Here is a 25,266-nt window from a genome sequence, read left to right on the forward strand (position 1 = left end):
GGTCACTGCATAATTCGAGCCGGGACGTGCCTCGCCACGCCCCGGCATCGAGGCGCAATGAGGAGTTGCCGTCCATGAGCGATAACAACACCCAATCACAGGATTTCGAGAGCGGGCTGCAAGGCAGTCACAGCGAGGTTGCGTCCTTTGAGGACACGGATCGCTCGCTGCTCAAACGCATACAGCACGCGCTGCATGTGAACCCGGCGCTGATCCCGCTGTTTATCCTGCTCCTTTCGATCATCATCTTCGGCGTCATTCTGGGCGACCGGTTCTTTTCACCTTTCTCGCTGACGCTGATCCTGCAGCAGGTTTCGATCGTCGGTATCGTCGCCGCCGCGCAGACGCTGGTGATCTTGACCGCCGGTATCGACCTTTCTGTCGGCGCCATCATGGTGCTGAGCTCGGTCGTGATGGGCCAGTTCGCCTTCCGCTACGGACTGCCCCCTGAAATCGCGGTGCTCTGCGGCTTCCTCGTCGGAGGACTGTGCGGCATGATCAACGGACTGCTCGTCGCTTTCGTGCGCCTGCCGCCCTTTATCGTGACGCTGGGCATGTGGCAGATCGTTCTGGCCACCAATTTCCTTTACTCCGCGAACGAAACCATCCGCTCCCAGGACATCGAGGCGCAAGCGCCGATCCTGCAATTCTTCGGCGAAAGCATCCGCTTCGGCGGCGCGGTATTCACTTACGGCGTCATCGCAATGGTCGCGCTGGTCTTCATTCTCAACTACGTGCTCAACAACACGGCCTGGGGTCGGCACGTCTACGCCATCGGGGACGACGCCGAAGCCGCGAAGCTCTCGGGCGTGCGCGTGCGCAGGATGCAGGTCTCGGTCTACACCCTCGGCGGCCTGATCTGCGCGCTCGCCGGCTGGGTCCTGATCGGCCGTATCGGTTCGGTCTCCCCGACCGCCGGGCAATTCACCAATATCGAATCGATCACCGCTGTAGTGATCGGTGGTATCTCGCTCTTCGGCGGCCGCGGTTCCATTCTCGGCACGCTGTTCGGAGCGTTGATCGTGGGTGTTTTCGGGCTCGGTCTGCGCCTGATCGGCACCGACCCGCAATGGACCTATCTGCTGATTGGCGTCCTCATCATCGGCGCTGTTGCACTCGACCAGTGGATCAGGAGGGTTTCAGCATGAGCTCAGCAACCGTCACTCCCATCCTCGCTGCAAAAGGCCTCGTGAAACGCTTTGGCCGCGTGGTGGCGCTCGACAACGCCGATTTCGAGCTCAATCCCGGCGAAATCCTCGCCGTGATCGGCGACAACGGGGCGGGCAAATCGACGCTGATCAAGACGCTCTCGGGCGCCATGATCCCCGACGCCGGCGAAATTACCCTCGAGGGCAAGCCGGTTCACTTCCATTCGCCCATGGCGGCGCGGGCGGCGGGGATCGAAACCGTCTACCAGACGCTCGCCCTCTCCCCCGCCCTCTCGATCGCGGACAACATGTTCATGGGTCGCGAGCGCCGGCGCGCCGGCATCCTGGGCAAATACTTCCGCGCCCTCGACAAGAAGGCGATGGAGGATTTCGCCCGCCAGAAGCTGTCCGACCTCGGCCTCCTGACCATTCAGAACATCAAGCAGCCGGTCGAAACGCTCTCGGGCGGCCAGCGCCAGGGCGTTGCCGTCGCGCGGGCCGCGGCCTTCGGCTCACGGGTCGTCATCCTCGATGAACCCACGGCGGCGCTGGGCGTCAAGGAATCGCGCAAGGTGCTCGACCTGATCCTCGAATTGCGCGGCCGCGGCCTGCCCATCGTGCTGATCAGCCATAACATGCCGCACGTCTTCGAGGTTGCAGATCGCATCCACATCCATCGCCTGGGGCGGCGCGCTGCGCTGATCAACCCCAAGGACTACACAATGTCCGATGCGGTCGCGATCATGACCGGCGCCATGGCCCCGCCCGCCGACGCCGGACGCGCCGCCTAGCCGCATTCCCCGACGCGTAGGAACGCGGCGCGCACCCCCGTGCGCGCCGCGCTTGCGTATGCATTTCAGAAATTGAGAGGCTTGGAACAAATGTTCTATGCTAACGGAATCGCCGTCTGGAGGAGGCAGGCAATGGAGCATATTGGCGTCGGGCTGATCGGCACCGGCTATATGGGCAAGTGCCACACCCTGGCCTGGGCCAACGTCCGGCCGGTCTTCGGTGAAGGTCCGGCTACGCGGCTGGTGCATGTAGCGGAGACGAGCGCGGAACTCGCCGCAGAGCGCGCGGAGGCTCTGGGCTTCGAAAAGGCAACCGGCGACTGGCGCCAACTGATCGCCGACCCGGAGGTGGACGTCGTCTCGATCACAACGCCCAACGCCTTCCACCCCGAAATGGCCATCGCCGCCCTCAAGGCGGGCAAACACGTATGGTGTGAAAAGCCCATGGCGCCCGCTCTGGCCGATGCCGAGGCAATGGCGAAGACCGCCCGCGCCTCAGGCCGGGTCGCCATACTGGGCTACAACTACATCCAGAACCCCATCATCCGCCACATCGGATCGCTCCTCGACCTCGGCACCATCGGCCCCGTCAACCACATCCGCCTCGAGATGGACGAGGACTTCATGGCGTCGGCCAAAACGCCCTTCTCCTGGAAGAACGAGGCCGCTGCAGGCTATGGCGCGCTCGACGACTTCGCCGTTCATCCGCTTTCGCTCATTACGACGCTCTTCGGCCCGCTCGCCCGTGTCTTCGCCCACATGAGCAAGCCCTACCCCGACCGTCCGACATTTGACGGCGGGCGGCGCACAGTCGAGAATTTCGATATCGCCAGCATCCTGTTCGAGTTGGCGTCCGGCATACCCGGCACGCTTGCGGTCAACCGCGCCGCCTGGGGGCGGAAGGGTCGCCTCGCAATCCAGATTTTCGGATCGTTGGGCTCGATCCTTTTCGATCAGGAGCGCATGAATGAAGTGCAGCTTTATACGACCACCGACGAGTGCGCCAATCAGGGCTTCCGCACGGTTCTTGCAGCGCCCCCGCACGCGCCTTATGACCGGTTCGTCCCTGCGCCGGGACATGGCCTCGGCTTTAACGATCTCAAGACGATCGAATGCCGCGAACTTCTCAACGCCATTGCCGGAGCGCCCGCGCGCGTCATTGACTTTGATCGCGGATTGCAGATCGAGCACGCGGTTCACGCCATGGCGGCCTCGCACGAGGGCCAGAAATGGATCGAGGTCGGCACGCCGTAGCGCACCGGCCCCGCGGGAGGAGAGGGGAGGAAATGCAACCCTTACTTCATCGTGGGCATCGAGAACTCGGCGCCATCCTTGATCCCCGACGGCCAGCGCGAGGTGACGGTCTTGGTGCGGGTCCAGAACTTGATCGAGTCTGTACCGTGCTGGTTGAGATCGCCGAAGCTCGAGGCCTTCCAGCCGCCGAAGCTGTGATAGGCGAGCGGGGTCGGGATCGGCACATTGATGCCGACCATCCCCACATTGATCCGGCTCGCAAAGTCCCGCGCCGCATCGCCGTCACGCGTGAAGATCGCTACGCCGTTGCCGTATTCGTGCTTCATGGGCAGGTCGATAGCCTCTTCATAGGTCTTGACCCGCACCACCGAGAGCACCGGCCCGAAAATCTCCTCGCGGTAGATATCCATGTCCGGGGTCACCCGGTCAAAGAGCGTACCGCCTACGAAGTACCCGTTCTCATAACCCTGGAGCTTGAACCCGCGCCCATCGACGACAAGGTCCGCGCCCTGCTCGATACCCTTTTCGACAAGTCCGTTGATCCGCTCCTGGGCCGCCTTTGTGACGACGGGCCCCATATCGGTCGCCGGGTCGGTATAAGGCCCGATCTTGAGGCTTTCGATCTTGGGCGCGAGCGCGGCGACCAGGCGGTCCGCCGTTTCCTCGCCCACCGGCACCGCCACGGAAATCGCCATACAGCGCTCGCCGGCCGAACCGTAGCCCGCGCCCATCAGCGCGTCGGCGGCCTTCGCCATATCGGCGTCCGGCATGACGATCATGTGGTTCTTCGCACCGCCGAAGCTCTGCACCCGCTTGCCGTTGTTGGCGCCCCGGCCATAGACGTAGCGCGCGATCGGGGTCGACCCTACGAAGGAGACACCCGAAATATCCGGATGGTCGAGAATACCGTCCACCGCTTCCTTGTCGCCGTTGACGACGTTGAGGATACCGGCCGGAAGGCCCGCCTCCATCATCAGTTCCGCCAACCGCATCGGCACCGACGGGTCGCGTTCCGACGGCTTGAGAATGAACGCATTGCCGGCGGCAATCGCGGGCGCGAACATCCACATCGGGATCATCGCCGGGAAGTTAAACGGCGTGATACCGGCGCCGATCCCCAGCGGCTGGCGCATCGAATACATGTCGATGCCCGGCCCGGCCCCCTCGGTGAACTCGCCCTTCTGCAGATGCGGAATGCCGCAGACGAACTCGGCGACCTCCATACCGCGCACGATATCGCCCTTGGAGTCCTCGACGGTCTTGCCATGTTCGGACGAGAGCAGTTCGGCAAGATCGTCCATATGCGTGTTGATCAGCTCGACGAACTTGAAAAAGACGCGCGCGCGCCGCTGCGGGTTCGTTGCTGCCCACTTGGGCTGCGCCTCGCGCGCGGCATCGACCGCGGCCTGAAGGTCCGCAGCGTTCGCAAGGGCAAGTTTCGCGCTGACGTCGCCCGTCGCAGGATTGAACACATCCGCCGTCCGGCCCGACTGGCTGGCAACGCGTTTGCCGTTGATGAAATGTCCGATGGTATCCATGGTAACCTCCCATGCTGTGTTGCCGGGAAGATGCGCTTTCAAAAATCGACATTCAATGCGATAGTTTCCGCATCTGTTGTGCAAAAACTAAAGTCATCCGAAATGAATTGGGACGACATCCGCATTTTCCTCGCCATCGCCCGCACAGGCCAGATCCTCGCCGCGGCGCGCAGCCTCGGGCTCAACCATGCGACGGTCGCACGGCGGCTGTCGGCGCTCGAGGCCGCGCTCGGGTCCAAGCTCTTCATCCGCCGCACAAACGGCTGCGACCTGACCGCCGAGGGTGAAGCCATGCTGAGCCACGCAGAAACCGTCGAAAGCGCGATTTTCGCCGCCCGCGCCGAAACCGGCCGCACCGACGAGACGCTTTCAGGCACGGTGCGGGTCGGCGCTCCTGATGGGTTTGGCGTCGCATTCCTCGCCCCGAGGCTCGGACAATTGACCGAGCGCCATCCCGACCTCACGATCCAACTCGTCCCGATCCCCCGCAGCTTTTCCCTCTCGCGCCGTGAAGCCGATATCGCCATCACCCTCGAGCGTCCGACCCAGGGCCGCCTCGTCGCCCGCAAGCTGATCGACTACACGCTCGCGCTCTATGCATCCCGGGCCTATCTCGACGCGCACGGCACGCCGACATCGGTCGCCGGCCTCAGGGACCACCAACGCGTGGGTTATGTGGAAGACCTCATTTTCACGCCCTCGCTCAATTTCGCCCGCCAGATCTACCCCGATTGGCGCTCGCATTTCGAAATCTCGAGCGCCATCGGCCAGACCGAGGCGGTACGAGCCGGCGCGGGAATCGGCATTCTGCACAGCTTCATCGCCCGCCAGTACGCCGAACTCGTACCCGTCTTGCCCGAAGCGACTATAGAGCGGTCCTACTGGCTGGTGGTCCATGAGGATTTGCGGGCCATCCGGCGCGTCGGCCAGGTCGCCGACTTCATCGTTCGTCAGGTGCGGCAGGCAAACGCGATCTTCGCACCCGCCCAATAGCGCCACAATGGACAAGAGCGAACCGACAAGGAGCATACGAAATTTGAGCCAGGATACCGACCATACCAGACATGGTGCCCCGCCCCGCGATTTCGATGGCCTCCAGCGTCTTATCGTGGAGCGGCGCCCGGCCCTGCCAAAGCGCCTCGCGCAGGTTGCCGAGTTCGCGCTCGTCAATCCCGACGAAATCGCCTTCGGCACAGCCGCCTCGATTGCCGCCCACGCCAACGTGCAGCCCTCGACCCTGGTGCGGTTTTCCCAGGCGCTCGGCTATCAGGGCTTTTCCGAAATGCAGGAGGTATTCCGCGCTCGCCTGCGCGATCCCCTGCCCAATTACGACCAACGGCTCGCCCAATTGCGCGAGCACGGCCTTACCGCCTCGAGCGCGAACATGATCATGGAAGGCTTCGCCAACGCCGCCGAGCGGTCCCTGGTACAGCTCAAGGCCAAGCTCGATCCCGAAACGCTCGATAGCGCTGTGACGCTTCTGGCCAACGCCGAGACGATCTACCTGATCGGCCTCCGCCGTTCGTTCCCCGTCACTTCTTACATGGCCTATGCTCTGGGCAAGCTGGGCGTCCCCAATGTGTTGATCAACGCCGTCGCCGGGCTCGCGCCCGAGCAAACGGCCTTTATCTCGCCGCGCGACGCCGCCCTCGTCGTCAGCTTTGCCCCCTATGCGAGCGAAACCGTCTCCCTCGCCCAGTTGGCGCACGACAAAGGCGCAAGGATCGTTTCGATCACCGATTCCCTCCTGTCTCCCATCGCCACCATGGCCGACGCATGGTTCGAAGTGGCCGAATCCGATTTCGAAGGCTTCCGAACAATGGGCGCCACAATGATCCTCGCCATGACACTCGCTGTCGCCGTCGCCGACAAGCGTAAGGCTGGCTCGTGAATGGAACGCAGCAGGCACACTTAGAATGAACGTTCTGAATTACGGGATTTCAGAATTGACGTTGCAAAGCCAGGAAGGTAGAAAACGGCCATCGGCTCGCTGAGCGCATACTGCGCCGCACCGGGAGGACCTCACCATGGCGCCATCCGCCACCGACCTCGACGTCATCACCATTGGCCGCTCGTCGATCGACCTCTACGGTCAGCAGATCGGCGCCCGTCTCGAAGATACGGCCGGTTTCGCCAAATCGGTCGGCGGCTGCCCTGCGAATATCGCCATTGGCACCGCACGGCTCGGGCTGAGATCCGCGATTTTCACCCGCGTCGGCGACGAGCAGTTCGGCAGCTTCATTCGCGAACAGATGACGCGCGAGGGCGTCGAAACCGCGGGCATCGTCACCGATCCCGAACGCCTCACCGCGCTCGCCATCCTCGGCATCGAGGACGACAAGACCTTCCCACTCCTGTTCTATCGGGAAAACTGCGCCGACATGGCCCTTTGCCCCGACGACATCTCCGAGGATCTCATCGCCCGCGCCAGGGCCGTGCTCGTCAGCGGCACGCATTTCTCCAAGCCGAACACCGATGCGGCCCAGGAAAAGGCCATGGCGCTCGCCAAATCGCATGGCAGAAAGGTTATCTTCGACATCGACTATCGCCCCAACCTCTGGGGTCTCGCCGGCCACGCCCAGGGCGAGGAACGCTATATCGCCTCCGACATCGTTTCGGACCGCATGAAAAAGGTCCTCGCCCATTGCGACCTGATCGTGGGCACCGAAGAAGAGGTACTCATCGCATCGGGTGAAACCGATCTCCTCTCCGCGCTCAGGACGGTCCGTCGCCTTTCCTCCGCGACGATCGTCCTGAAGCGTGGACCCCAGGGGTGCATCGTTTACGAAGGCGCGATCAGCGACGACCTCGAAGACGGGATCGTCGGCAAGGGTTTCGCCGTCGAGGTCTACAATACGCTCGGCGCGGGCGATGCGTTCATGTCGGGATTCCTGCGCGGCTATCTGCGGGACGAGCCGCTCGAGACCTGCGCGACCTGGGCCAATGCCTGCGGCGCCTTTGCCGTCTCGCGGCTCTTGTGCTCACCCGAAATCCCGACTTTCGCCGAGCTTGAATATTTTCTCTCGAACGGCTCCAAACATAAGGCGCTGCGCCGGGACGAAGCCCTCAACCATATCCATTGGGCGACCACCCGGCGCCGCGAATACCCTTCGCTGATGGCCCTTGCCATAGATCACCGCTCGCAGCTTGAGGACGTTGCCGGGCGGACCGGCGCATCCCTCGAAAGGATCGGTGCCTTCAAGGAACTCGCGGTCAAGGCTGCGATCCGCGTCGCCGGCGATGACGACGGCTATGGCATGCTGCTCGACGACAAATACGGCCGCGACGCGATCTTCGCCGCTTCCAGGATGGAAAAGTTCTGGATCTCCAGGCCGGTTGAGTTGCCCGGGTCGCGCCCGCTCCAGTTCGAATTCTCACAGGATCTGGGCAGCCGGCTGATCGAATGGCCGGTCGATCACTGCATCAAATGCCTGTGCTTCTACCACCCCGACGACGATCCCGAACTCAAGGAAGCTCAGGCGCAAAAGCTCGATACGCTTTACGAGGCCGCCCGCAAAGTCGGCCGCGAACTCCTGATCGAGATCATCGCGGGCAAACACGGCCCGCTTGAGGATGACACCATCGCCCGCGCGCTCGGCGAGCTCTACGCCCGCGGCATCAAGCCCGACTGGTGGAAGCTCGAGCCCCAGGCCTCATCGGCCGCATGGTCGAACATCGACGCTGTGATCGAGCGAGAGGATCCCTATTGCCGCGGCGTGGTGCTGCTCGGGCTCGAAGCGCCGGCCGAAGAGCTTGAAAAAGCTTTTGCCGCCACCGCGCAATCGCGCACCGTCAAGGGCTTTGCCGTCGGCCGCACGATCTTCGCTGAGGCCGCGGAAAAGTGGCTTTCGGGCATAATCGATGATGAAACGGCCATAGCCGATATGGCACAACGGTTTGGAACGCTGACAAAAGCATGGCAGCGTCTGCGGGGCGCCAGGGCGGCGTGACCGCCCGGGTCCCGGGAATTTAAGGGAAGAGATCTCATGAGCAGTAAGACTGTGCGGCTGACCATGGCCCAGGCAGTGGCGCGGTTCCTCTCGCGCCAGATGACCGTTATCGACGGCAAAAAGCTGCCGATCTTCGCAGGTGTCTGGGCCATTTTCGGCCACGGCAACGTGTCGGGCATGGGCGAAGCGCTCTACGGCGTGCGCGACGTACTGCCCACCTATCGCGCGCACAACGAACAGGGTATGACTCACGCCGCGGCCGCCTATACCAAGGCAATGTTCCGCCGCCGCTTCATGGCGTGCACCACATCGATCGGCCCCGGCGCGCTCAACATGGTAACGGCTGCCGCTGTCGCCCACGTCAATCGCCTGCCGCTTTTGCTTTTGCCCGGCGATGTCTTCGCCAACCGCTTCCCCGACCCCGTGCTCCAGCAGGTCGAGGATTTCGGGGACGGCACGATTTCGGCCAACGACGCGTTCAAATCGGTCTCGCGCTATTTCGACAGGATCACCCGACCCGAGCAGATCATCCCCGCCCTCCGCAGGGCTATGCAGGTTATGACCGACCCCGCCGAATGCGGCCCGGTCACCCTCGCGCTCTGCCAGGACGTGCAAGCCGAGGCCTTCGACTATCCCGAAAGCTTTTTCGAGGAAAAAGTCTGGACCTTCCGCCGCCCGCGCGCCGACGTCGATGAAATCGCCGCCGCGGTTGCGACGCTCAAGAGTGCGAAAAAGCCGGTCATCATCGCCGGCGGCGGCGTGCTTTATTCGCAAGCGACCGAAGACCTCAGGGCCTTCGCCGAGAAATACGGCATTCCGGTTCTCGAAACCCAGGCTGGTAAATCCGCCCTGCCTCACACGCATCCCCTCGCCATGGGTTCGGTCGGCGTGACGGGCACGTCCGCCTCCAACGACCTCGCGACCCAGGCCGACGCGGTCTTTGCTGTCGGCACGCGCATGCAGGACTTCACCACCGGCTCATGGGCACTCTTCCGCAATCCGGACATGAAGATCGTCGCGCTCAACACGCAAGCCTTCGACGCTGGAAAGCACAACGCGGTGCCCGTCGTCGGCGATGCGAAAATGGGCCTTTCGGAGATCGACGCCCAGCTTTCCGGCTGGTCGGCGCCCGCCGCTTGGACCGATGAAGCCAAGGCCGGCAAGATCAAATGGCAGAACGCTTCGGACACCGTGAGAGCGGCAGGCAATACCGACCTGCCCTCGGACGCCCAGGTTATCGGCGCTGTCCAGCGCACGCTCACAAGCGCCGCCACTGTCGTCTGTGCGGCGGGCGGGTTGCCGGGCGAACTGCACAAGCTCTGGGAAGCCGGCGCGCCGGGCAGCTATCACCTTGAATACGGTTTCTCCTGCATGGGCTATGAAATCGCCGGCGGCCTCGGCGTCAAGCTCGCCAAGCCGGACGAGGAGGTTGTCGTCATGGTGGGCGACGGCTCGTACATGATGCTCAATTCCGAGCTCGCGACCTCGGTCATGCTCGGCAAGGACGCGCGCATCACCGTCGTCCTGCTCGACAATCGCGGCTATGGCTGCATCAACCGCCTGCAGATGGCAACCGGCGGCGCCAACTTCAATAACCTCCTAAAGGACAGCAAATACGAGGTCGCCCCCGACATCGACTTCGTCAAACACGCCCAATCCATGGGCGCTATCGCGACCAAGGCCGCCTCGATTGCTGAACTCGAAGCCGAGCTCGAAAAGGCCGGGACCAACGACCGCTCCACCGTCATCGTCATCGATACGCATCCGCTCATCGCGACCCAAGCCGGAGGTCATTGGTGGGACGTCGTCGTCCCCGAAGTCAGCGACCGCAAGGAAGTCCAGGACGCGCGCAGGGCCTACGAAGAACACCTGAAGGACCAGCGCATCGTCTAACGGCTGCGTTGGTCTGTCATACCGAACCAAGGGAGGCGAAATTGGCCGAACTTCTCGTCAAACCGACCGGTGAAACCGGTCAGGTCATCTCCGTAACACCGCAAAACGCCGGATGGACCTATGTCGGCTTCGACCTGCACAAGCTTACCTCCGGTAAGGTTGTGAGCGGGGAAACCGGAAGCCGCGAAGTTTGCCTCGTCTTCGTTGCGGGCAAGGGCAACGTCGTCGCCAATGGCGAGGCGCTTGGCGAATTGGGAGAGCGCATGAGCCCCTTTGACGGCAAGCCCCATTCGGTCTACCTGCCCGGAGGCAGCCGATGGAGCGTCGAGGCGACAACCGATCTTGAACTCGCCGTCTGCTCGGCCCCCGACACCACCGGCTCGAAAACGGCCCGCGTCATCGCGCCGGACGGTCTCGGCCAGGAAACCCGCGGCAAGGGCACCAATATCCGCTACGTCACCAACATCCTGCCTGAAACCGACGATACCGCCGACTCCCTTCTCGTCGTCGAGGTCATCACCCCCGGCGGCCACACCTCATCCTACCCGCCGCACAAGCACGACGAGGACAACCTTCCGGCCGAATCCGCGCTTGAAGAAACCTACTATCACCGCCTCAACCCGCCCCAGGGCTACGCCTTCCAGCGCGTCTACACCGACGACCGTACGCTGGACGAAACCATGCTGGTGGAAGACGGCGTCGTGACGCTGGTGCCCAAGGGTTACCACCCCTGCGCGGCCATCCATGGCTACGACCTCTATTACTTGAACGTGATGGCAGGCCCCAAACGCATCTGGCGCTTCCACAACCAGAAGGAGCACGAGTGGTTGCTGAACGCGTAATCGAAAAGGCCGCCCCGAAGGCGGCCTTTCTTATTATCCCACGCTGCGCTCAGCCGCGTTCAGCGTGTTGGCCATCAGCATGGCAATCGTCATCGGCCCGACCCCGCCGGGCACAGGCGTGATCGCTGCCGCCCGTTCGGCGGCCGACGCGAATTCCACATCCCCCACAAGCCGCGTCTTGCCCTCGCCGCGTTCGGGCGCGGGGATTCGGTTGATCCCTACATCGATCACCGTCGCACCAGGCTTGATCCATTCGCCCTTGATGAACTCCGGCCGCCCGATCGCCGCGACCAGAACGTCCGCGCGCCGGCAAAGTTCGGGAAGCTCGCGCGTACGCGAATGCGCAATCGTCACCGTCGCATTCGCGTGCTGCAAAAGCGCCGCAACCGGCCGTCCCACAAGGTTCGAGCGCCCGACCACAACCGCGTCCAGCCCCGAAATCCCGTCAGGATAGACGCTTTCGAGCAGCACCATGCACCCCTTGGGCGTGCACGGCACCAGCGTCTTGTCCATTTGTCCCGAAGCCAGCCGCCCGATACTGATGTCGTGCAACCCGTCGACGTCCTTGGCTGGATCGATCGCCGCGATCGTCGTGCGCTCATCAAGACCGGCAGGCAGCGGCAGTTGTACGAGTATGCCGTGGACGGCCGGATCGGCGTTGAGCGACGCGATCAGCGCAAGCAGGTCGTCCTGCGTCGTATCGGCAGGCAGCGTATGCTGCACCGAATGAAACCCGCACTCCTTCGCCATCCGCCCTTTGGACGCGACATAAACCTGGCTCGCCGGGTCCTCGCCGACGAGCACCACCGCCAGCCCCGGCACAATGCCATGCGCTTCGGCAAGCGCCTCGGCCCCTGCCTTGACCTTTGCGATAGCGTCCTGCGCGACGGCTTTCCCGTCGATGATCTGAGCGCTCATGTCCCGAATATCCAATCCCTGGCTAGGCAAAAACCACCGTCTTGTGCCCGTTGAGCATAACCCGGTTCTCAAGATGCGATTTGACCGCGCGCGCGAGTACCCGGCTCTCGATGTCGCGCCCCACCGCGATCAGATCGTCCGGGCTCATCGCATGGGTCACCCGCGCGGTTTCCTGTTCGATGATCGGCCCTTCGTCAAGGTCGGGCGTCACATAGTGCGCCGTCGCACCGATGATCTTCACGCCCCGCTCATGTGCCTGATGATAGGGCTTCGCCCCCTTGAACGAGGGTAGGAACGAGTGGTGGATGTTGATGGCCTTGCCGTAGAGCCGCGTCGCGAGTGTGTCGGAGAGGATTTGCATGTACCGCGCCAGAACCACGAGGTCCGCGCCGGTCTCCTTGACCACCGCGAGCACCTTCTCTTCCTGTTCGGCCTTCCGCCCTTTCTCCAGCGCAAAGTGATAGAAGGGAACCCCCTCGGCTTCCGCGATCCCGCGCGCGTCCTCATGATTGGAAATGATCGCCGCGACCTCTGCGCGCATCCACCCCACCTTGATCTGATAGAGCAGATGCAGGAGCGTGTGGTCGAATTTCGAGACCATGATGACCACCCGCGGCACGCGCGCGGCATCGGCAATTGCAGTCTTCATCTCGAATCGTTCGACCACCGGCGTCAGCGCCCGCTCGACGGCCTCCTTGCCCACTGCGTCGGGGGCCGCGAAGGCGATACGCATGAAGAATTTGCCCGTGTCCCGGTCCCAGAACTGATTGCTTTCGGCAATGTTGGCACCGAGCCCGAAAAGCTCGGTCGTAACCCCCGCTACGATACCCGGCCGGTCGGCACACGAAAGGGTGAGGACGAAATCGCTCATAACAAATCTCAAAGTTCGGACGGGCAGGTCATATGCGCTCCAGGCGCCGACGTAAAGCGCGGGCGATCGAAACATCCCAACTCACCCACCCGAAAGGAATATGGAGGAGCCGGCCGGCTTCACCCCCGTCAATCCAGCTCGACTATAGGATATAAAGATATCTTTATATCCCACATTGACTTACAGCCAGACTTGCGGCATCGTCCATGCTGTCCACGGTCCCCGCGAGGGGATAACAGGGAATTCGGTGCAAGTCCGAAGCTGCCCCCGCAACTGTAAGCGGCGTTGGATGTCCGATGAAAAGCCACTGGGGCTCAGGCTCTGGGAAGGCGGACATCCGCAACAAGCCGCAAGCCAGGAGACCTACCGCGGATTTTGGTTCCACACGAAAAACCGATCGGGCGGATCGGCAGAGGATAGACCGATGACCAAGCCTTTCGCGGCCTTTGCACAAATAGGACTGAGCGCGCATCGAATGCGCACCGCCTGAGGCGTCGCCTCGGGCTGATTCAGCCGACATCACATCAACCGCACGGCAACCCGGCGCGTCCGCCGGGCAGTGAATTCTATTGCAAAGGCACACCCATGACCGTCTCAGCCAACCTCGGCTTTCCGCGTATCGGCGCGCACCGCGAACTCAAAAAGGCCCTCGAAACCTACTGGAAGGGCGAAACCGGTATCAGCGACCTTTCGGCGACGGCGGCGCAGCTGCGCGCCCGCCACTGGCACCTTCAGAAAGAAGCAGGGATCGACGTGATCCCCTCGAACGACTTTTCGCTCTACGACCACGTGCTCGACACCTCGGTCCTTTTCGGCGCCATCCCCCGGCGCTTCGAGCCGCTCAGGGACGGCGACCCGCTCACCCTCTATTTCGCCTGCGCCCGCGGCACCGCCGACGCGCCGGCCATGGAGATGACCAAGTGGTTCGACACCAACTACCATTACATCGTTCCCGAATTCACCCGCGACCAGGATTTCGCGCTCGCCTCGCGCAAGCCGATCGATGAGTACCTCGAAGCCAGGGCGCAAGGCATCGAAACCCGCCCGGTCGTCCTCGGACCGGTGACCTGGCTGTCGCTGGGCAAGTCCAGGGACGACGGGCTCGACCCCATCGACCTCCTCGACAAGGCCCTCCCCGCCTACGCCGAACTCCTCGCCGCTCTCAAGGCCACCGGCGCGCAATCGGTGCAGATCGACGAGCCTGTGCTCTCGCTCGACCTCACAGACAAGCAGCGCGCCGCCTTCGTCAAAGCCTATGAAGTGTTTGCTGCCGTCGCGCCGGACATCATGCTCGCGACCTACTTCGGCCCTCTTGGCGATAATCTCCCGCTCGCCGTGAACCTCCCCGTTGCCGGCCTGCACATAGACCTCGCCCGCGCGCCGGAACAGCTCGAAGACGTGCTCGCGGCAACCAGAACCAGGAACACCGTCCTGTCCCTCGGCCTCATCGACGGGCGCAATATCTGGCGCGCCGATCTTGCCGAAAAATTCAGGCTGGTCCGCCGCGCCTGGGACCTCGTCGGCCCGGACCGCCTGCAGATCGCGCCCTCGTGCTCTCTGCTCCATTCCCCGGTCGATCTCGAGCTCGAAACCGCGCTCGACGACGAATTCAGATCCTGGCTCGCATTCGCCAAGCAGAAGCTCGGCGAGGTCCAGGCCCTCACTCTTGCCATTCAGCGTGGCGAGAGCGCGGCTCGCGAAGCCTTTTCGGCAAGCAAGTCGGCTATCGCGAGCCGCACCGCGTCCCCGCGCACGACAAACCAGTCCGTGCGCCGACGCGTCGCCGCCATCCGCCCCGACGACTTGAGACGCGACAACCCCTACGCCATACGCCAGCAAAAGCAGGCCGACCGCTTCGGTCTTCCGCTCTTTCCCACCACGACGATCGGCTCGTTCCCGCAAACCCAAGAAGTCCGCAAAGCCCGCGCGGCCCATAAGCGCGGCGAACTCGACACCGCCGGCTACGATGCATTCCTCAAACAGGAAACCGAGCGCAGCGTTCGCATCCAGGAAGAGCTCGGCCTCGACGTCCTCGTCCACGGCGAATTCGAACGCAACGACATGGTGGAGTATTTCGGCGAGCAACTCGACGGCTTCGCCTTCACCAAAAACGGCTGGGTTCAGTCCTATGGCTCGCGCTGCGTCAAACCGCCGGTGATTTACGGCGACGTCTCGCGCCCGGGCCCGATGACCGTCACCTGGTCCGCCTACGCCCAGTCGCTCACCAAAAAGCCCATGAAAGGCATGCTCACCGGCCCGGTGACCATCCTGCAATGGAGCTTCGTGCGCGACGACCAGCCCCGGTCCGAGACCTGCCGCCAGATCGGCCTTGCGATCCGCGACGAAGTCCTCGACCTCGAAGAAGCCGGCATCGGTATGATCCAGATCGACGAACCCGCCCTGCGCGAAGGCCTCCCTCTGCGCCGCAAGGACTGGCAGGCCTATCTCGACTGGGCCGTCGACTGCTTCCGTCTCGCGGCGTCCGGGGTCGCCGACCGGACCCAGATCCACACGCATATGTGCTACGCCGAATTCAACGACATCATGGAAGCCATAGCCGCGCTCGATGCGGACGTGATCTCCATCGAAACCTCGCGCTCGGACATGGAGCTCCTCGACGCCTTCCGCGTCTTCGCCTATCCCAACGAGATCGGCCCGGGCGTCTGGGACATCCATTCCCCCCGCGTTCCCGGCCAGACCGATATGGAAGCGCTCCTTAAGAAGGCCCTCGCGGCCATCCCCGCCCGCCGGCTCTGGGTCAACCCCGACTGCGGCCTCAAGACCCGCGACTGGCCGGAGGTCAAAGCCTCGCTCGAACATCTCGTCGCCGCCGCGGCAACGCTGCGTGCATCTGCGGCCTAGGCATCGGGCCGGGCGCCGGGGATCGACCGATCCCCGGCGTCTGTTCTCACGACTCGGCGATCAACCGCCGCAACTTGCCGATCGCCGTCTCGCTGGCTTCGCCATAAGCGATCGTCCCCTCGAACTCCCCTCTCGCATTGAGCAGGAACACCGAGGCGGTATGGTCCATATTGTACCCGCCGCCGTCGAGCGGCACCCTCTGGGCATAGACCGACCACGCGGATACGATCTTGTCGATATTCTCCTGCGTGCCCGTCAGCCCCGTAATCCGGTCCGACACCCAGCTGACATAATCGCCGAGAACCTCGGGCGTATCGCGCTCGGGGTCCACGGTAACGAAGAACGCCCGTAGCTTATCGGCTTCGGGCCCAAGCTCGGCGAACCAGTGCGACATGTCCGCCATGGTCGTCGGGCACACTTCGGGGCAATGGGTGAACCCGAAAAACACCGCCGAGGGCTGGCCGACAAAGACCATGTCGTCGACCGTCTCCCCCGCATCGGTCACGAGCTCATAGTCGCCCGTCCCATAGCGCTCGGCGCTGGCGCTGGGTGCCGCCCCGAGGTAGGTCGTCGCGACCGCCACAATGGCGAGCGCCCCGACCGCGCCCCAGAGTAGCCAGCGGATCGTGGAAAGCCGCGCGTTCGCCATCAGTGCCCCCCGTGTCCGGCATGCGGATCGGCCACCGCCCCGAACCCGCCAACGCTGAGCATCACCTCGACCTCACCGGCATTTTCGAACGTCAGCGTCACCGGCACCTGCGTACCCTCTTCAAACGGTGCATTGAGCTGCATGAACATCAGATGCAATCCACCCGGCGCCAACGTTACCGCGCCGCCGGCGGGAATTTCGATCCCGTCTTCGAGCTTGCGCATTTCCATCACGTCGTTGACCATGCTCATCTCATGGATCTGCACATCGCCCGCAGCCGGTGACGCCGCCGCGACCAGCCGATCTGCCGCCTCGCCGGTATTGGTGACCGTGAGATACCCGCCACCCACGGGAGCATTCGGCAGCGTCGCCCGCGTAAACGCCCCGGAGATTTCGAGATCGCCGGCACGCGCGCTCCCGGCCATAGCGCCGGCCGCGTCCACCGCGCCATGATCGTGTCCGCCGTGCCCTCCGGACGCATCGCCCGCAACGAGCGTCACGCTCGGTGCCGGCCCGTCCTCGGTCTCTGCGCCCGGCATGCTCGTCCACGCGGCAACGCCGTTGGCGCATTCCTGCACCGCCGGTATATGGAACGCCCCCGGCGCGAGCGTGTCGGCGAAGGTACCGCGGAAGACGAATTCGTCATACCACCCATCGGGCAGATCACCGCCCGACCAGACGATTTCTCTGACCCCCTCGGTAACTTCCGTGCCGTGATTGACATAGGTGTTCGCATAGGCGCCGGTCACCGTCTCGAGCGTCCACCCCGCTTTGGGCATCGGCTTGACGTTGAACAGACCCTCGGGGATTTCAATGCGGACGGTATGCGTTGCCTCCCCGTCGCACCCGTGGGGTACGCGCAAGACGCCCGTGAACGCCTGCCCCAGCACTGCCTCCTGAACCTCGAAAGTGGCGTGAGCGAAAGCGGGGGCGGAAAGGCTAAAGGTTGCGGCAACGGCGGCCGCGCACAGATAAGTGCGGATCATTGTGTGTCTCCAGCAAAAGTCTTGGTCTCGAGAAGAACGCCACGAGGCGTTCGGTACATCGATCAGACCAGTGCTGGCGGCGCGCGCGGATTGGCCGGCCCGTCCGCGGCCTCGTAAACGGGGTTTTCGCTCTCGTGAACGAACGCAATCCGCGCGAACCCCGAATAGGCAGGATCGGCGCTGCAGGGCGGAGCGGGCAAATCGGCAATACCGGCACGGCAGGCATGGCACGGTCCGTGGCCGGCACCATCGTCTTCCGGACCCTGCCCGCAATACGTCACCGCCGAATATGCCGAAACCGCATAGGCTCCGTCGTCGCCGAAATCCGACGACTGGGCGGGCGTATGGGCAAATGAAAGGAATATTAGCGCCAGCACTGCCAGCGCCTTGATGGCCTCACCTGCGATTTGCCGCGCCAACGTCATTCCCGAGACCGGTTCCACCCCATTTCTGCGCCGCACCATACCCCAAACCCCGCCCAGGCCAATGCGGCAATTTGCACGCCGCCGCTGGCGCCTTGCCCCCTCCGTCCCCGACTGAAGGTTACCCGCCCGCCAGCGCCGGGAAGATGATCAGCATGGCCACACCGAGTATCTGCAGGCCGATGAAGGGCAACAGCGCCTTGAAGATATCGCCCAACGAGATATCTGGCGGCGCGACGCTCTTGAGGTAGAACGCGGCCGGGCCGAAGGGCGGGGACAGGAACGAGACCTGCATGTTCATACAAAACAGCACACCGAACCAGACCGGATCGTAACCCAGCTCCGTGATGATCGGCACGAAAATCGGCATGGTCAGAAGGGCGATACCGACCCAGTCGAGAAACATCCCCAGCACGAAGAGAATCGCCATCATGAACAGCAGGACGATCACCGGGTTGTCGGAAATGCCGGTGATGAGCGCGCTCACGAAGTCGATGCCGCCCATAAGGTTGAAGACGCCCACAAGCGCGCTGGCGCCGATGCCGATCCACACGATCATGCCGCAGGTCGAAAGCGTCTGAAGCGTCGCGTCGCGCAGGAGCTTGATGCTCAGCTCTCCACGGATCGCGGTGGACAGGATAACGCCAGCGACGCCCACCGCGGATGCCTCGGTCACCGACGCGATACCGCCATAGATCGATCCGAGGACGAAAACGACGACCATGATCGGCAGGATCAGCCCTTTGAGCAGCCGCAGCTTTTCCGCCGTCGTTTTTTGCGTCTCCTCGGCAATCGGTGCGAGCGCGGGGTTGAGATAGGCGCGGATCAGCACATAGGCGACGTAAAAGCTCGCCAGCATCAGCCCCGGTATGAAAGCCGAAGTGAAGAGGTCGCCGATCGATACATTTGCGGTGAGCCCGTAGATGATCAGGACGATCGAGGGCGGGACCATTGTCCCCAGCGCGCCGCCCGCGCACACCACGCCGATCGCCAGGTTCTTGTCGTACCCCAGCCGCAGCATCTGCGGCAGGGCCAGGAGCCCGAGCAGGACGATCTCGCCCCCGACGATACCGCTCATGGCTGCGAGAATGACGGCCACGAAAATCGTCTGGACGGCGACGCCGCCGCGCAGTCGCCCGCCCACGAGCCGCATGGCGTCGAAGAGGTCCCGCGCGATACCCGACCGGTCGAGTATCGCCGCCATCAGAACGAACATCGGTACCGATACGAAAACGAAGGACGAAACGAACGAATAGACGCGGCTGGTGATGAGCGGCACCGACATCGGACCGAACCAGCCCAAAGCAAAAAAGAGCGCCACGAACAGGGTGACGAACGCCAGCGGCATGCCGGTCAGCAGCATACCCAAGAGCATGGCGAACATCAAAAGTGTGCCGTACTCGATCCCGAGAATGGAAAGGTCAAACATCTAGCGCCCGATCCGACGTGCGTAGTTGAAGGAAATAACGATGAACTGGACGCAGAGAACGAGCAGCATGACGAACAGGAACAGCTTGAGCAGCCCCGGAGTCGGCGGGTTCCACGCACTGCCCGTGCGCTCGATGCGGAAGGAACCGTCCGGTGCCCAGAGCGAGCGCTGCACCATGAGCCAGGCCGCATAGGCAAAAAAGGCCGCCGAGAACAGGCAGATGAGGGAAATAACGACGTTGAGCGCCTTGCGGACGCGGACCGGGACGGCGCTATAGATCAGAACGACACGGATGTGCCGGTCATGGGCGGCGCAATAGACACCCCCGAATATGAAGGCGATCGCGCACAGGAAGATCGTCGTTTCGTGTGCCCAGAGCGTCGGCGCATTGAGCACGTAGCGCATGAAAATCTCGAGGATCAGCACCGCCATCGAGACAAGGAAGCAGGCGGCAAAAACGATGGCCGCCCGATCGATCCATTTGCCGAGAAGTCCGGCCTCCGCGATCGGGCCTGTGGGCCGGCCCATCTCGAGGGCCTCGTCCGGAGCGTTGGGATGTTCGTCGTTCGTCGTCATTGGCAGCCCCTTGGTTCCGCCGGCGGGACAGGCCCCGCCGGCGGCCATGCCCGGTTATTCGAGCAACCCTTCTTCGCGCAGATAGGCGGTCAGCGCTTCATAAACCCGCTGCGCGTTCTGCGACTGCTCGGCCACGCTCTCCCATTCGCCCATGGCGATGGCGCGGAACTTGGCGCGTTCCTCGTCGGACCAGTTGTGCACCGTAACATCGCCGCTCGCCTCGGCTTCGGCAACCGCCTCCTCGTCCGCCGCGGCCAGGGCATCGACCTGATGCTGGGCGAAATCGCGCACGGTCTGCTCCAGCGCTTCCTGGATATCGGCGGGCAATTCATCCCATGCCTGCTTGTTCATCGAAATCTCGACAAGCGGCATCGAATGGAAGCCCGGGTAGACCGGATGGGGCGCCACGTCGTGCAGGCCCTGGGCCTGGTTGGTGGAAAAGACGCTATAGTCGGCGGCGTCGATCACGCCCTTGTCGAGCGAGGTGAAGACCTCCGAACCCGGCAGGTTGACCGGCGCCGCGCCGGCGGCTGCGAACACCTGCTGCACAAGCCCTTCGGGCGCACGCATCTTGAGGCCCTGCAGATCGTCGACACCATCGAGCGGTACCGCGGAAACGAAGGCCTCAAGACCCGGCGTCGTCGCACCGATGAAGTGCAGACCGTAGGGCTCGAGAATGTCGTTCATGAGCTCCTTGCCGCCGCCTTCGTTGATGAAGTCGAACATCTGCTGGGGCGCCGACCACGCGCCAACGGGGTTCGCGATCAGCCCGAAGGCGGCGTCGCGGCCCGCGAAGTATGACGTATCGGTGATGTGCCCGTCCAAAATACCCGCGGCAATCGCGTCCTGGGTTTCGTTGTGCTCGACGATGGAGCCCACCGGCAGCAACTCGATTTCCACGCGGCCGCCGGTCGCCTCGGCGACGCTTTCGGTCCAGCCCTGCTGGAGCACGAAGTTCGGATTGCCGGCGGGATCGCTCGACTGGAACGTGAAGGAATATTCCTGGCCAAGCGCCGTGCCTGCGAGCAGGCTTGCGACGCCGAAGGCGCCGGTTAGCATGAGTGATTTCGTCATAGGATCCTCCATTTGGTTATATGTTCAGGGTGTTCCCGGTTCCGCCTGCTTCGGCGCAACCGCTCTCTCGCCGCGCTGTTGCGACGGCCTGGGCAAGAAGCCGGTCCGGTGCCTGGCGGATATCGAGACCATGGCAGTCGGGCTCGTCAGTTGGCAATTCCAGCACGGATAGCTGGCTCTCAAGCAGAGCCAACGGCATGAAGTGGTCTTTCCGGCGGGCCATGCGGTCGCGAATGACGTCCTCGGGGCCGTGTAGATGAAAGAATGCAACATCGGCGAGGTTCCCCCGCAGGAAGTCGCGATAAGGCTTTCTCAACGCCGAACAGGCTATTGCGGCAGGCCGATCGGACGCCTGTGCGAGCGCATGATCGCAAACCGCCTTGAGCCATGGCCAGCGTTCGGCATCCGTCAAAGGCCGTCCGGCGGCCATCGCTTCGACATTTTCACGGGGGTGCAATGCGTCCGCCTCGATGAACACGCCGCCGAGCGCATCGGCAAAGGCTTTCGCCATTGTCGATTTACCGACGCCGCAAACGCCCATGAAGACGAAGAAGTGCGCTGGACGCCCGGTGCTGTCGTGGCCCGTTACCCGCATGACTGGAACTCCTCCCGCCGCGCAGGAAACAAGACAGCGCTATCATTGTCAACAAGTTTGAAAATGGTGTTATGATGATTCCCGGAGAAGAAGCATGAAAAAGTCCAGAAGATCCGGGAAAGTTACGCTTTCAGATGTGGCCGCGGCGGCCGGTGTGAGCGCTATCACGGTCTCGCGCGCGTTGCGGGACTCCTCGACGGTGTCGGAGGGGGCGCTGGCGCGCATAGAGCGGGCAGTTGCCGATCTGGGATATGTTCCCAATGTTGCCGCGCAGGCTCTGGCGTCCAACCGCACCAATATCATCGGCGCGATCATCCCCTCCGTCACCAACAACGTCTTTTCCGATGTCCTCAAGGGCATATACAACGCCATCGAAGGCACGCCCTATCAGCTCCAGCTCGGCAATACGCGCTACACGGTGCTCGAAGAGGAACGGCTGGTGCGGACGTTTCTGAGCCAGCGCCCGGCCGGGCTGATCGTATCGGGTATCGATCAGTCTCCGGCGACGCGGGAGCTGCTGAAGACCTCGGGCGTACCGGTCGTTCAGATCATGGAAACCGGGCCGGATCCCATCGACCTCATGGTCGGATTTTCGCACCGGCTTGCCGCCCGTGCCGCCGTCGAACACCTGATCGAGGCGGGATATCGCCGAATCGCGTTTCTGGGTGCCCGCATGGATCCCAGAACGCAGCGGCGTCTGCTGGGTTATCGCGATGCCTTGGGCGATGCGAAGATCGACGAAGACCTGATCATGACCACGCCCCGGCCCTCTTCGGTCATTCTCGGCGGGCACCTGCTGGGCGACCTTCTTGCAAGACGTCCGGATGTCGACGCGGTATTTTGCAACAACGATGACATCGCGCTGGGCGCCCTGTTCGAGGCGCAGCGCCGCAATATCGCGGTGCCGTCCGGGCTCGGCATCTGCGGCTTCAACGATCTCGAATATATGGAAGCCGCAACGCCGTCCCTCACCAGCGTGCGCACCCACCGCCTGCAGATGGGCGCGACCGCCGTCGAGCTTCTGGCGCGCGCCATCGAGGGAAACCGGCCCGAAGCAGACGTCGTTGATCTCGGCTTTGACGTAACCCCTCGGGAAAGTACAAGACGCTAGCCATGCCCGAGCGATCGGGAAACCGCAAACAAGGCCGCGACGGCCCGGGGCTTTCCTCAAGCCGCCAGCGAGCGAATCGGATTTGGCGCGTGTGAAAAAATGGTGGGCCCGGAGGGACTCGAACCCCCAACCAGACCGTTATGAGCGGTCGGCTCTAACCAGTTGAGCTACAGGCCCACGGGGATTTCCTATGGTTTCCGGCCGCTCGTGGCAAGCGCGTTGTGACCGAAAATCGGCCTCTGTGCACGGCTATCCCCGGCACAAAGCCTTTGCCCGGCGGGCTGCCGCCCCAGGCCGCAAAGCTTGCGATCGGCGCTGAAGCGCGCGAACCTCGGGGACCGCTACCTGCAAGCCAACACGGAGGACCGTCCGATGTGCCGGAACATCAGAACCCTGTTCAATTTCGAGCCGCCGGCGACGCGCAACGAGGTCCATGAGGCCGCGCTGCAGTTCGTACGCAAGGTCTCGGGCTACACGCACCCGTCAAAGACCAACGAGGCGGCCTTTCATGAAGCGGTCGAGGACATAGAAGCGTCCGTCAGAAAGCTCCTCGCCGCACTCGAAACCAGTGCGCCACCCAAAAACCGGGAGGCGGTTGCTGCAAAGGCACGCGCCAGGGCCCGCGAACGTTACGGCACTGCCGGCTAGCGCCTCCGTCTGTGGTTGGACTGTCTGCGCTCCATCCATCGGGTCCCGCCGCAAAACTGTCGCAATGGGCAAGGACAAAGACAACTTTGAATGCCCACCGAGGAGATTTCGCAAAATGCGCATTTCAAGCCTGCTCGCCGCCACTGGCCTGGCGTTGGCTCCCGCCCTTCCCGCTCTCGCCGACGATCCGCAAATGGTTCTCTCGGGGACGGGAACCGTCCTCGCCACCCCGGACATGGCGACCATCACCACCGGCGTGACCACGCAGGCCGAAACCGCACGCGCGGCCCTCGACGCCAATACCGCGGCAATGGACGAACTGATCGGCGTCCTTCAGAGCGCCGGCCTCGCTCCGCGCGATATCCAGACCTCGGATTTTTCTGTCTCCCCGCAATACGTCTATTCGGATCGGCGCGACGAAAGCGGCTTCACTCCGCCCCCGGAAATCGCCGGCTATCAGGTCTCCAACGCGGTCACCATCACGGTACGCGATCTCGATTCGCTCGGCGCCGTGCTCGACCAGGCCGTGACGGTGGGCGCCAACACGATCAACGGGATTTCATTCAGCGTTGCCGATACCGCCGAGATCATGGCGCAGGCCCGCCGCCGCGCCGTCGAAGATGCAATCAAAAAAGCCGACATCTACGCCGACGCCGCCGGCATCACCCTCGGCGATATCGTTTCGATCACCGAACAGCCCCAGGGCGGTGCCCCTCAGCCCATGATGGCGCGCGCCGAGATGGCTTTCGATAGCGCCGTCCCCGTCCAGGCGGGTGAAATGAGCTACGAGGTCACCGCCACGCTCACCTGGGAGATCGAAGACGCCCAATGACCGGTCTTCGGGGCTGACCCCGCGTCAGCCCCAGATCGCCTGAAAGAGCATCCGCGCCCCGACGACAACGAGGAAGACCGCAAAGACCACGCGCAGCGCCTGCCCGTTGAGCCGGTGCGCGATGGCGACGCCCAAAGGCGCCGTCAGCGTCGCCAGCCCGCCGATAAGGACAAGCGACGGAATATTGATGAACCCGAGGCTCAGAGGCGGGGTGCCGCGGGCCGTCCAGCCGGAAACGACAAAGCCCAGGACCGCCGGGATCGCCAGCATCACCCCGAGCGCCGAACTCGTCCCCACAGCCTTGTGCACCGGCGTGCCGAACGCCACCAGCGTCGGCACGCTCAGCGAGCCACCCCCGATCCCCATGAGTGCCGAGATGTACCCGATGACCGCACCGGCGATCCGGTTCGCCATGGGGACGCCCGCGAGTTTTTCCATCAGCCGCCGCTGCACCGGCAACGCCATGTTGAGCGCGATGAACAGCGCCATCACGCCGAAAATGATCTTGAGCGCGGCGGCCGAATAAAGCCCCGCCATCAACCCGCCGATCAGCGAGGCGGCGACGATCCACGGCCCCCAGAGCCGCAATACGGAAACCTCGACCGCGCCGCGACGGCGATGCGCAAGCGCACTGCGCAGTCCTGTCGGCACGATCACCGCGAGCGAGGTGCCCACAGCGACGTGCATGATGACCTCGGGATTGTACCCCAGAAGCTGATAGGCGAGCACCATGGCGGGCACCATGATGATTCCTCCGCCAATCCCCAAAAGCCCCGCCATGACCCCCGAGGCAGCACCGGTCAGCGCAAGGCCGAGGGCAAAGGGAAGATAAAGCGCGACGATATCGGACAAGGCGGGAGACTCTGGAACGGGAGGG

Annotated in this window: 23 protein-coding genes, 1 tRNA gene and 1 riboswitch; of the genes, 12 read left to right on the forward strand and 12 right to left on the reverse strand. The window is 63.5% G+C overall.

Features of this window, described 5'->3' with window-relative positions; all coding sequences use genetic code 11:
- Nucleotides 1-74 precede the first annotated feature (74 nt).
- The 3 genes from LSG43_RS09805 to LSG43_RS09815 all read left to right on the forward strand — a co-directional run bounded on the left by LSG43_RS09805 (nt 75) and on the right by LSG43_RS09815 (nt 3,193).
- Nucleotides 75-1,148 carry an ABC transporter permease gene (locus LSG43_RS09805; RefSeq protein ID WP_231803584.1) on the forward strand — a complete coding sequence of 358 codons (1,074 nt, stop codon included), beginning with the start codon at nt 75-77 and terminating at the stop codon, nt 1,146-1,148.
- Complete coding sequence (locus LSG43_RS09810) at nt 1,145-1,939, forward strand: ATP-binding cassette domain-containing protein (RefSeq protein WP_231803586.1); 795 nt, start codon at nt 1,145-1,147, stop codon at nt 1,937-1,939. The genes LSG43_RS09805 and LSG43_RS09810 overlap by 4 nt, the downstream gene beginning before the upstream one ends.
- 132 nt (nt 1,940-2,071) lie before the next feature.
- Nucleotides 2,072-3,193 (forward strand): Gfo/Idh/MocA family protein, encoded by a 1,122-nt coding sequence (locus LSG43_RS09815; protein ID WP_231803588.1) that lies wholly within the window; start codon nt 2,072-2,074, stop codon nt 3,191-3,193.
- 41 nt (nt 3,194-3,234) lie between these two features.
- Here the strand turns inward: LSG43_RS09815 and LSG43_RS09820 are convergent, their stop codons facing one another.
- The gene (locus LSG43_RS09820) at nt 3,235-4,731 is read right to left on the reverse strand and encodes a CoA-acylating methylmalonate-semialdehyde dehydrogenase (RefSeq protein WP_231803590.1); all 1,497 of its coding nucleotides are present in this window, start codon (nt 4,729-4,731) and stop codon (nt 3,235-3,237) included.
- A 102-nt stretch (nt 4,732-4,833) separates the two neighbouring features.
- On the opposite strand from LSG43_RS09820, the gene LSG43_RS09825 reads away from it, so the two are divergent.
- The 5 genes from LSG43_RS09825 to iolB all read left to right on the forward strand — a co-directional run bounded on the left by LSG43_RS09825 (nt 4,834) and on the right by iolB (nt 11,416).
- A complete protein-coding gene (locus tag LSG43_RS09825) occupies nt 4,834-5,724 on the forward strand; it encodes a LysR family transcriptional regulator (RefSeq protein ID WP_231803592.1) in 891 nt (296 codons plus the stop codon).
- A 43-nt stretch (nt 5,725-5,767) separates the two neighbouring features.
- On the forward strand, nt 5,768-6,622 hold the full coding sequence (locus LSG43_RS09830; RefSeq protein ID WP_231803594.1) for a MurR/RpiR family transcriptional regulator: 855 nt from the start codon (nt 5,768-5,770) through the stop codon (nt 6,620-6,622).
- Nucleotides 6,623-6,758: 136 nt separating this feature from the next.
- Nucleotides 6,759-8,681 carry a bifunctional 5-dehydro-2-deoxygluconokinase/5-dehydro-2-deoxyphosphogluconate aldolase gene (locus LSG43_RS09835; RefSeq protein ID WP_231803596.1) on the forward strand — a complete coding sequence of 641 codons (1,923 nt, stop codon included), beginning with the start codon at nt 6,759-6,761 and terminating at the stop codon, nt 8,679-8,681.
- A gap of 36 nt (nt 8,682-8,717) precedes the next feature.
- Nucleotides 8,718-10,574, forward strand: coding sequence for a 3D-(3,5/4)-trihydroxycyclohexane-1,2-dione acylhydrolase (decyclizing) (gene iolD / locus LSG43_RS09840; RefSeq protein WP_231803598.1), 1,857 nt, complete (start codon nt 8,718-8,720; stop codon nt 10,572-10,574).
- A gap of 41 nt (nt 10,575-10,615) precedes the next feature.
- Nucleotides 10,616-11,416 (forward strand): 5-deoxy-glucuronate isomerase, encoded by an 801-nt coding sequence (iolB, locus tag LSG43_RS09845; protein WP_231803600.1) that lies wholly within the window; start codon nt 10,616-10,618, stop codon nt 11,414-11,416.
- A 33-nt stretch (nt 11,417-11,449) separates the two neighbouring features.
- On the opposite strand, the gene folD is transcribed toward iolB, so the two are convergent.
- Both folD and purU read right to left on the reverse strand, forming a co-directional pair.
- Nucleotides 11,450-12,334 carry a bifunctional methylenetetrahydrofolate dehydrogenase/methenyltetrahydrofolate cyclohydrolase FolD gene (gene folD, locus LSG43_RS09850; protein WP_231803602.1) on the reverse strand — a complete coding sequence of 295 codons (885 nt, stop codon included), beginning with the start codon at nt 12,332-12,334 and terminating at the stop codon, nt 11,450-11,452.
- A 22-nt stretch (nt 12,335-12,356) separates the two neighbouring features.
- Complete coding sequence (gene purU, locus LSG43_RS09855; RefSeq protein WP_231803604.1) at nt 12,357-13,205, reverse strand: formyltetrahydrofolate deformylase; 849 nt, start codon at nt 13,203-13,205, stop codon at nt 12,357-12,359.
- Between the two features lie 199 nt (nt 13,206-13,404).
- A riboswitch (cobalamin riboswitch) is annotated at nt 13,405-13,590 on the forward strand.
- 200 nt (nt 13,591-13,790) lie between these two features.
- On the opposite strand from purU, the gene metE reads away from it, so the two are divergent.
- Nucleotides 13,791-16,067, forward strand: a complete 2,277-nt coding sequence (gene metE / locus LSG43_RS09860; RefSeq protein ID WP_231803606.1) for a 5-methyltetrahydropteroyltriglutamate--homocysteine S-methyltransferase — start codon at nt 13,791-13,793, stop codon at nt 16,065-16,067.
- Between the two features lie 46 nt (nt 16,068-16,113).
- Here metE and LSG43_RS09865 read toward each other — a convergent pair whose 3' ends face one another.
- The 7 genes from LSG43_RS09865 to LSG43_RS09895 all read right to left on the reverse strand — a co-directional run bounded on the left by LSG43_RS09865 (nt 16,114) and on the right by LSG43_RS09895 (nt 21,798).
- Nucleotides 16,114-16,716 carry an SCO family protein gene (locus LSG43_RS09865; RefSeq protein WP_231803609.1) on the reverse strand — a complete coding sequence of 201 codons (603 nt, stop codon included), beginning with the start codon at nt 16,714-16,716 and terminating at the stop codon, nt 16,114-16,116.
- Nucleotides 16,716-17,702 carry a copper chaperone PCu(A)C domain-containing protein gene (locus tag LSG43_RS09870; RefSeq protein ID WP_231803611.1) on the reverse strand — a complete coding sequence of 329 codons (987 nt, stop codon included), beginning with the start codon at nt 17,700-17,702 and terminating at the stop codon, nt 16,716-16,718. The genes LSG43_RS09865 and LSG43_RS09870 overlap by 1 nt, the downstream gene beginning before the upstream one ends.
- A 62-nt stretch (nt 17,703-17,764) precedes the next feature.
- Nucleotides 17,765-18,127 (reverse strand): hypothetical protein, encoded by a 363-nt coding sequence (locus LSG43_RS09875; RefSeq protein ID WP_231803613.1) that lies wholly within the window; start codon nt 18,125-18,127, stop codon nt 17,765-17,767.
- Between the two features lie 118 nt (nt 18,128-18,245).
- The gene (locus LSG43_RS09880; protein ID WP_231803615.1) at nt 18,246-19,553 is read right to left on the reverse strand and encodes a TRAP transporter large permease; all 1,308 of its coding nucleotides are present in this window, start codon (nt 19,551-19,553) and stop codon (nt 18,246-18,248) included.
- Entirely contained in the window at nt 19,554-20,129 is a 576-nt protein-coding gene (locus LSG43_RS09885; protein ID WP_231803617.1) for a TRAP transporter small permease subunit, read from the reverse strand.
- Between the two features lie 54 nt (nt 20,130-20,183).
- Nucleotides 20,184-21,203, reverse strand: coding sequence for a TRAP transporter substrate-binding protein (locus LSG43_RS09890; RefSeq protein ID WP_231803619.1), 1,020 nt, complete (start codon nt 21,201-21,203; stop codon nt 20,184-20,186).
- Nucleotides 21,204-21,219: 16 nt separating this feature from the next.
- The gene (locus tag LSG43_RS09895) at nt 21,220-21,798 is read right to left on the reverse strand and encodes a gluconokinase (RefSeq protein ID WP_231803621.1); all 579 of its coding nucleotides are present in this window, start codon (nt 21,796-21,798) and stop codon (nt 21,220-21,222) included.
- A 94-nt stretch (nt 21,799-21,892) separates the two neighbouring features.
- Here LSG43_RS09895 and gntR point away from each other — a divergent pair, with 94 nt between their 5' ends.
- Complete coding sequence (gntR, locus tag LSG43_RS09900) at nt 21,893-22,909, forward strand: HTH-type transcriptional regulator GntR (protein WP_231803623.1); 1,017 nt, start codon at nt 21,893-21,895, stop codon at nt 22,907-22,909.
- A gap of 100 nt (nt 22,910-23,009) precedes the next feature.
- Here the strand turns inward: gntR and LSG43_RS09905 are convergent.
- Nucleotides 23,010-23,086, reverse strand: a tRNA-Ile gene (locus LSG43_RS09905).
- Between the two features lie 195 nt (nt 23,087-23,281).
- Between LSG43_RS09905 and LSG43_RS09910 the strand changes: the two genes are divergently transcribed.
- Nucleotides 23,282-23,557 (forward strand): DUF2277 domain-containing protein, encoded by a 276-nt coding sequence (locus LSG43_RS09910; RefSeq protein WP_231804656.1) that lies wholly within the window; start codon nt 23,282-23,284, stop codon nt 23,555-23,557.
- Nucleotides 23,558-23,672: 115 nt separating this feature from the next.
- On the forward strand, nt 23,673-24,389 hold the full coding sequence (locus LSG43_RS09915) for an SIMPL domain-containing protein (protein ID WP_231803625.1): 717 nt from the start codon (nt 23,673-23,675) through the stop codon (nt 24,387-24,389).
- Nucleotides 24,390-24,413: 24 nt separating this feature from the next.
- On the opposite strand, the gene LSG43_RS09920 is transcribed toward LSG43_RS09915, so the two are convergent.
- Complete coding sequence (locus LSG43_RS09920) at nt 24,414-25,241, reverse strand: sulfite exporter TauE/SafE family protein (protein ID WP_231803627.1); 828 nt, start codon at nt 25,239-25,241, stop codon at nt 24,414-24,416.
- Between the last annotated feature and the right edge of the window lie 25 nt (nt 25,242-25,266).

The sequence above is a fragment of the Pelagibacterium xiamenense genome (assembly GCF_021166475.1).
Classification (GTDB): domain Bacteria; phylum Pseudomonadota; class Alphaproteobacteria; order Rhizobiales; family Devosiaceae; genus Pelagibacterium; species Pelagibacterium xiamenense.

Bases quoted from the DNA above. Each gene is read 5' to 3' on its own strand.
- LSG43_RS09805 (WP_231803584.1), top strand. From the start codon at position 75: ATGAGCGATAACAACACCCAATCACAGGATTTCGAGAGCGGGCTGCAA.
- LSG43_RS09810 (WP_231803586.1), top strand. From the start codon at position 1,145: ATGAGCTCAGCAACCGTCACTCCCATCCTCGCTGCAAAAGGCCTCGTG.
- LSG43_RS09815 (WP_231803588.1), top strand. From the start codon at position 2,072: ATGGAGCATATTGGCGTCGGGCTGATCGGCACCGGCTATATGGGCAAG.
- LSG43_RS09820 (WP_231803590.1), bottom strand. From the start codon at position 4,731: ATGGATACCATCGGACATTTCATCAACGGCAAACGCGTTGCCAGCCAG.
- LSG43_RS09825 (WP_231803592.1), top strand. From the start codon at position 4,834: ATGAATTGGGACGACATCCGCATTTTCCTCGCCATCGCCCGCACAGGC.
- LSG43_RS09835 (WP_231803596.1), top strand. From the start codon at position 6,759: ATGGCGCCATCCGCCACCGACCTCGACGTCATCACCATTGGCCGCTCG.
- iolD (WP_231803598.1), top strand. From the start codon at position 8,718: ATGAGCAGTAAGACTGTGCGGCTGACCATGGCCCAGGCAGTGGCGCGG.
- folD (WP_231803602.1), bottom strand. From the start codon at position 12,334: ATGAGCGCTCAGATCATCGACGGGAAAGCCGTCGCGCAGGACGCTATC.
- purU (WP_231803604.1), bottom strand. From the start codon at position 13,205: ATGAGCGATTTCGTCCTCACCCTTTCGTGTGCCGACCGGCCGGGTATC.
- metE (WP_231803606.1), top strand. From the start codon at position 13,791: ATGACCGTCTCAGCCAACCTCGGCTTTCCGCGTATCGGCGCGCACCGC.
- LSG43_RS09865 (WP_231803609.1), bottom strand. From the start codon at position 16,716: ATGGCGAACGCGCGGCTTTCCACGATCCGCTGGCTACTCTGGGGCGCG.
- LSG43_RS09870 (WP_231803611.1), bottom strand. From the start codon at position 17,702: ATGATCCGCACTTATCTGTGCGCGGCCGCCGTTGCCGCAACCTTTAGC.
- LSG43_RS09875 (WP_231803613.1), bottom strand. From the start codon at position 18,127: ATGACGTTGGCGCGGCAAATCGCAGGTGAGGCCATCAAGGCGCTGGCA.
- LSG43_RS09880 (WP_231803615.1), bottom strand. From the start codon at position 19,553: ATGTTTGACCTTTCCATTCTCGGGATCGAGTACGGCACACTTTTGATG.
- LSG43_RS09885 (WP_231803617.1), bottom strand. From the start codon at position 20,129: ATGACGACGAACGACGAACATCCCAACGCTCCGGACGAGGCCCTCGAG.
- LSG43_RS09890 (WP_231803619.1), bottom strand. From the start codon at position 21,203: ATGACGAAATCACTCATGCTAACCGGCGCCTTCGGCGTCGCAAGCCTG.
- LSG43_RS09895 (WP_231803621.1), bottom strand. From the start codon at position 21,798: ATGCGGGTAACGGGCCACGACAGCACCGGGCGTCCAGCGCACTTCTTC.
- gntR (WP_231803623.1), top strand. From the start codon at position 21,893: ATGAAAAAGTCCAGAAGATCCGGGAAAGTTACGCTTTCAGATGTGGCC.
- LSG43_RS09910 (WP_231804656.1), top strand. From the start codon at position 23,282: ATGTGCCGGAACATCAGAACCCTGTTCAATTTCGAGCCGCCGGCGACG.
- LSG43_RS09915 (WP_231803625.1), top strand. From the start codon at position 23,673: ATGCGCATTTCAAGCCTGCTCGCCGCCACTGGCCTGGCGTTGGCTCCC.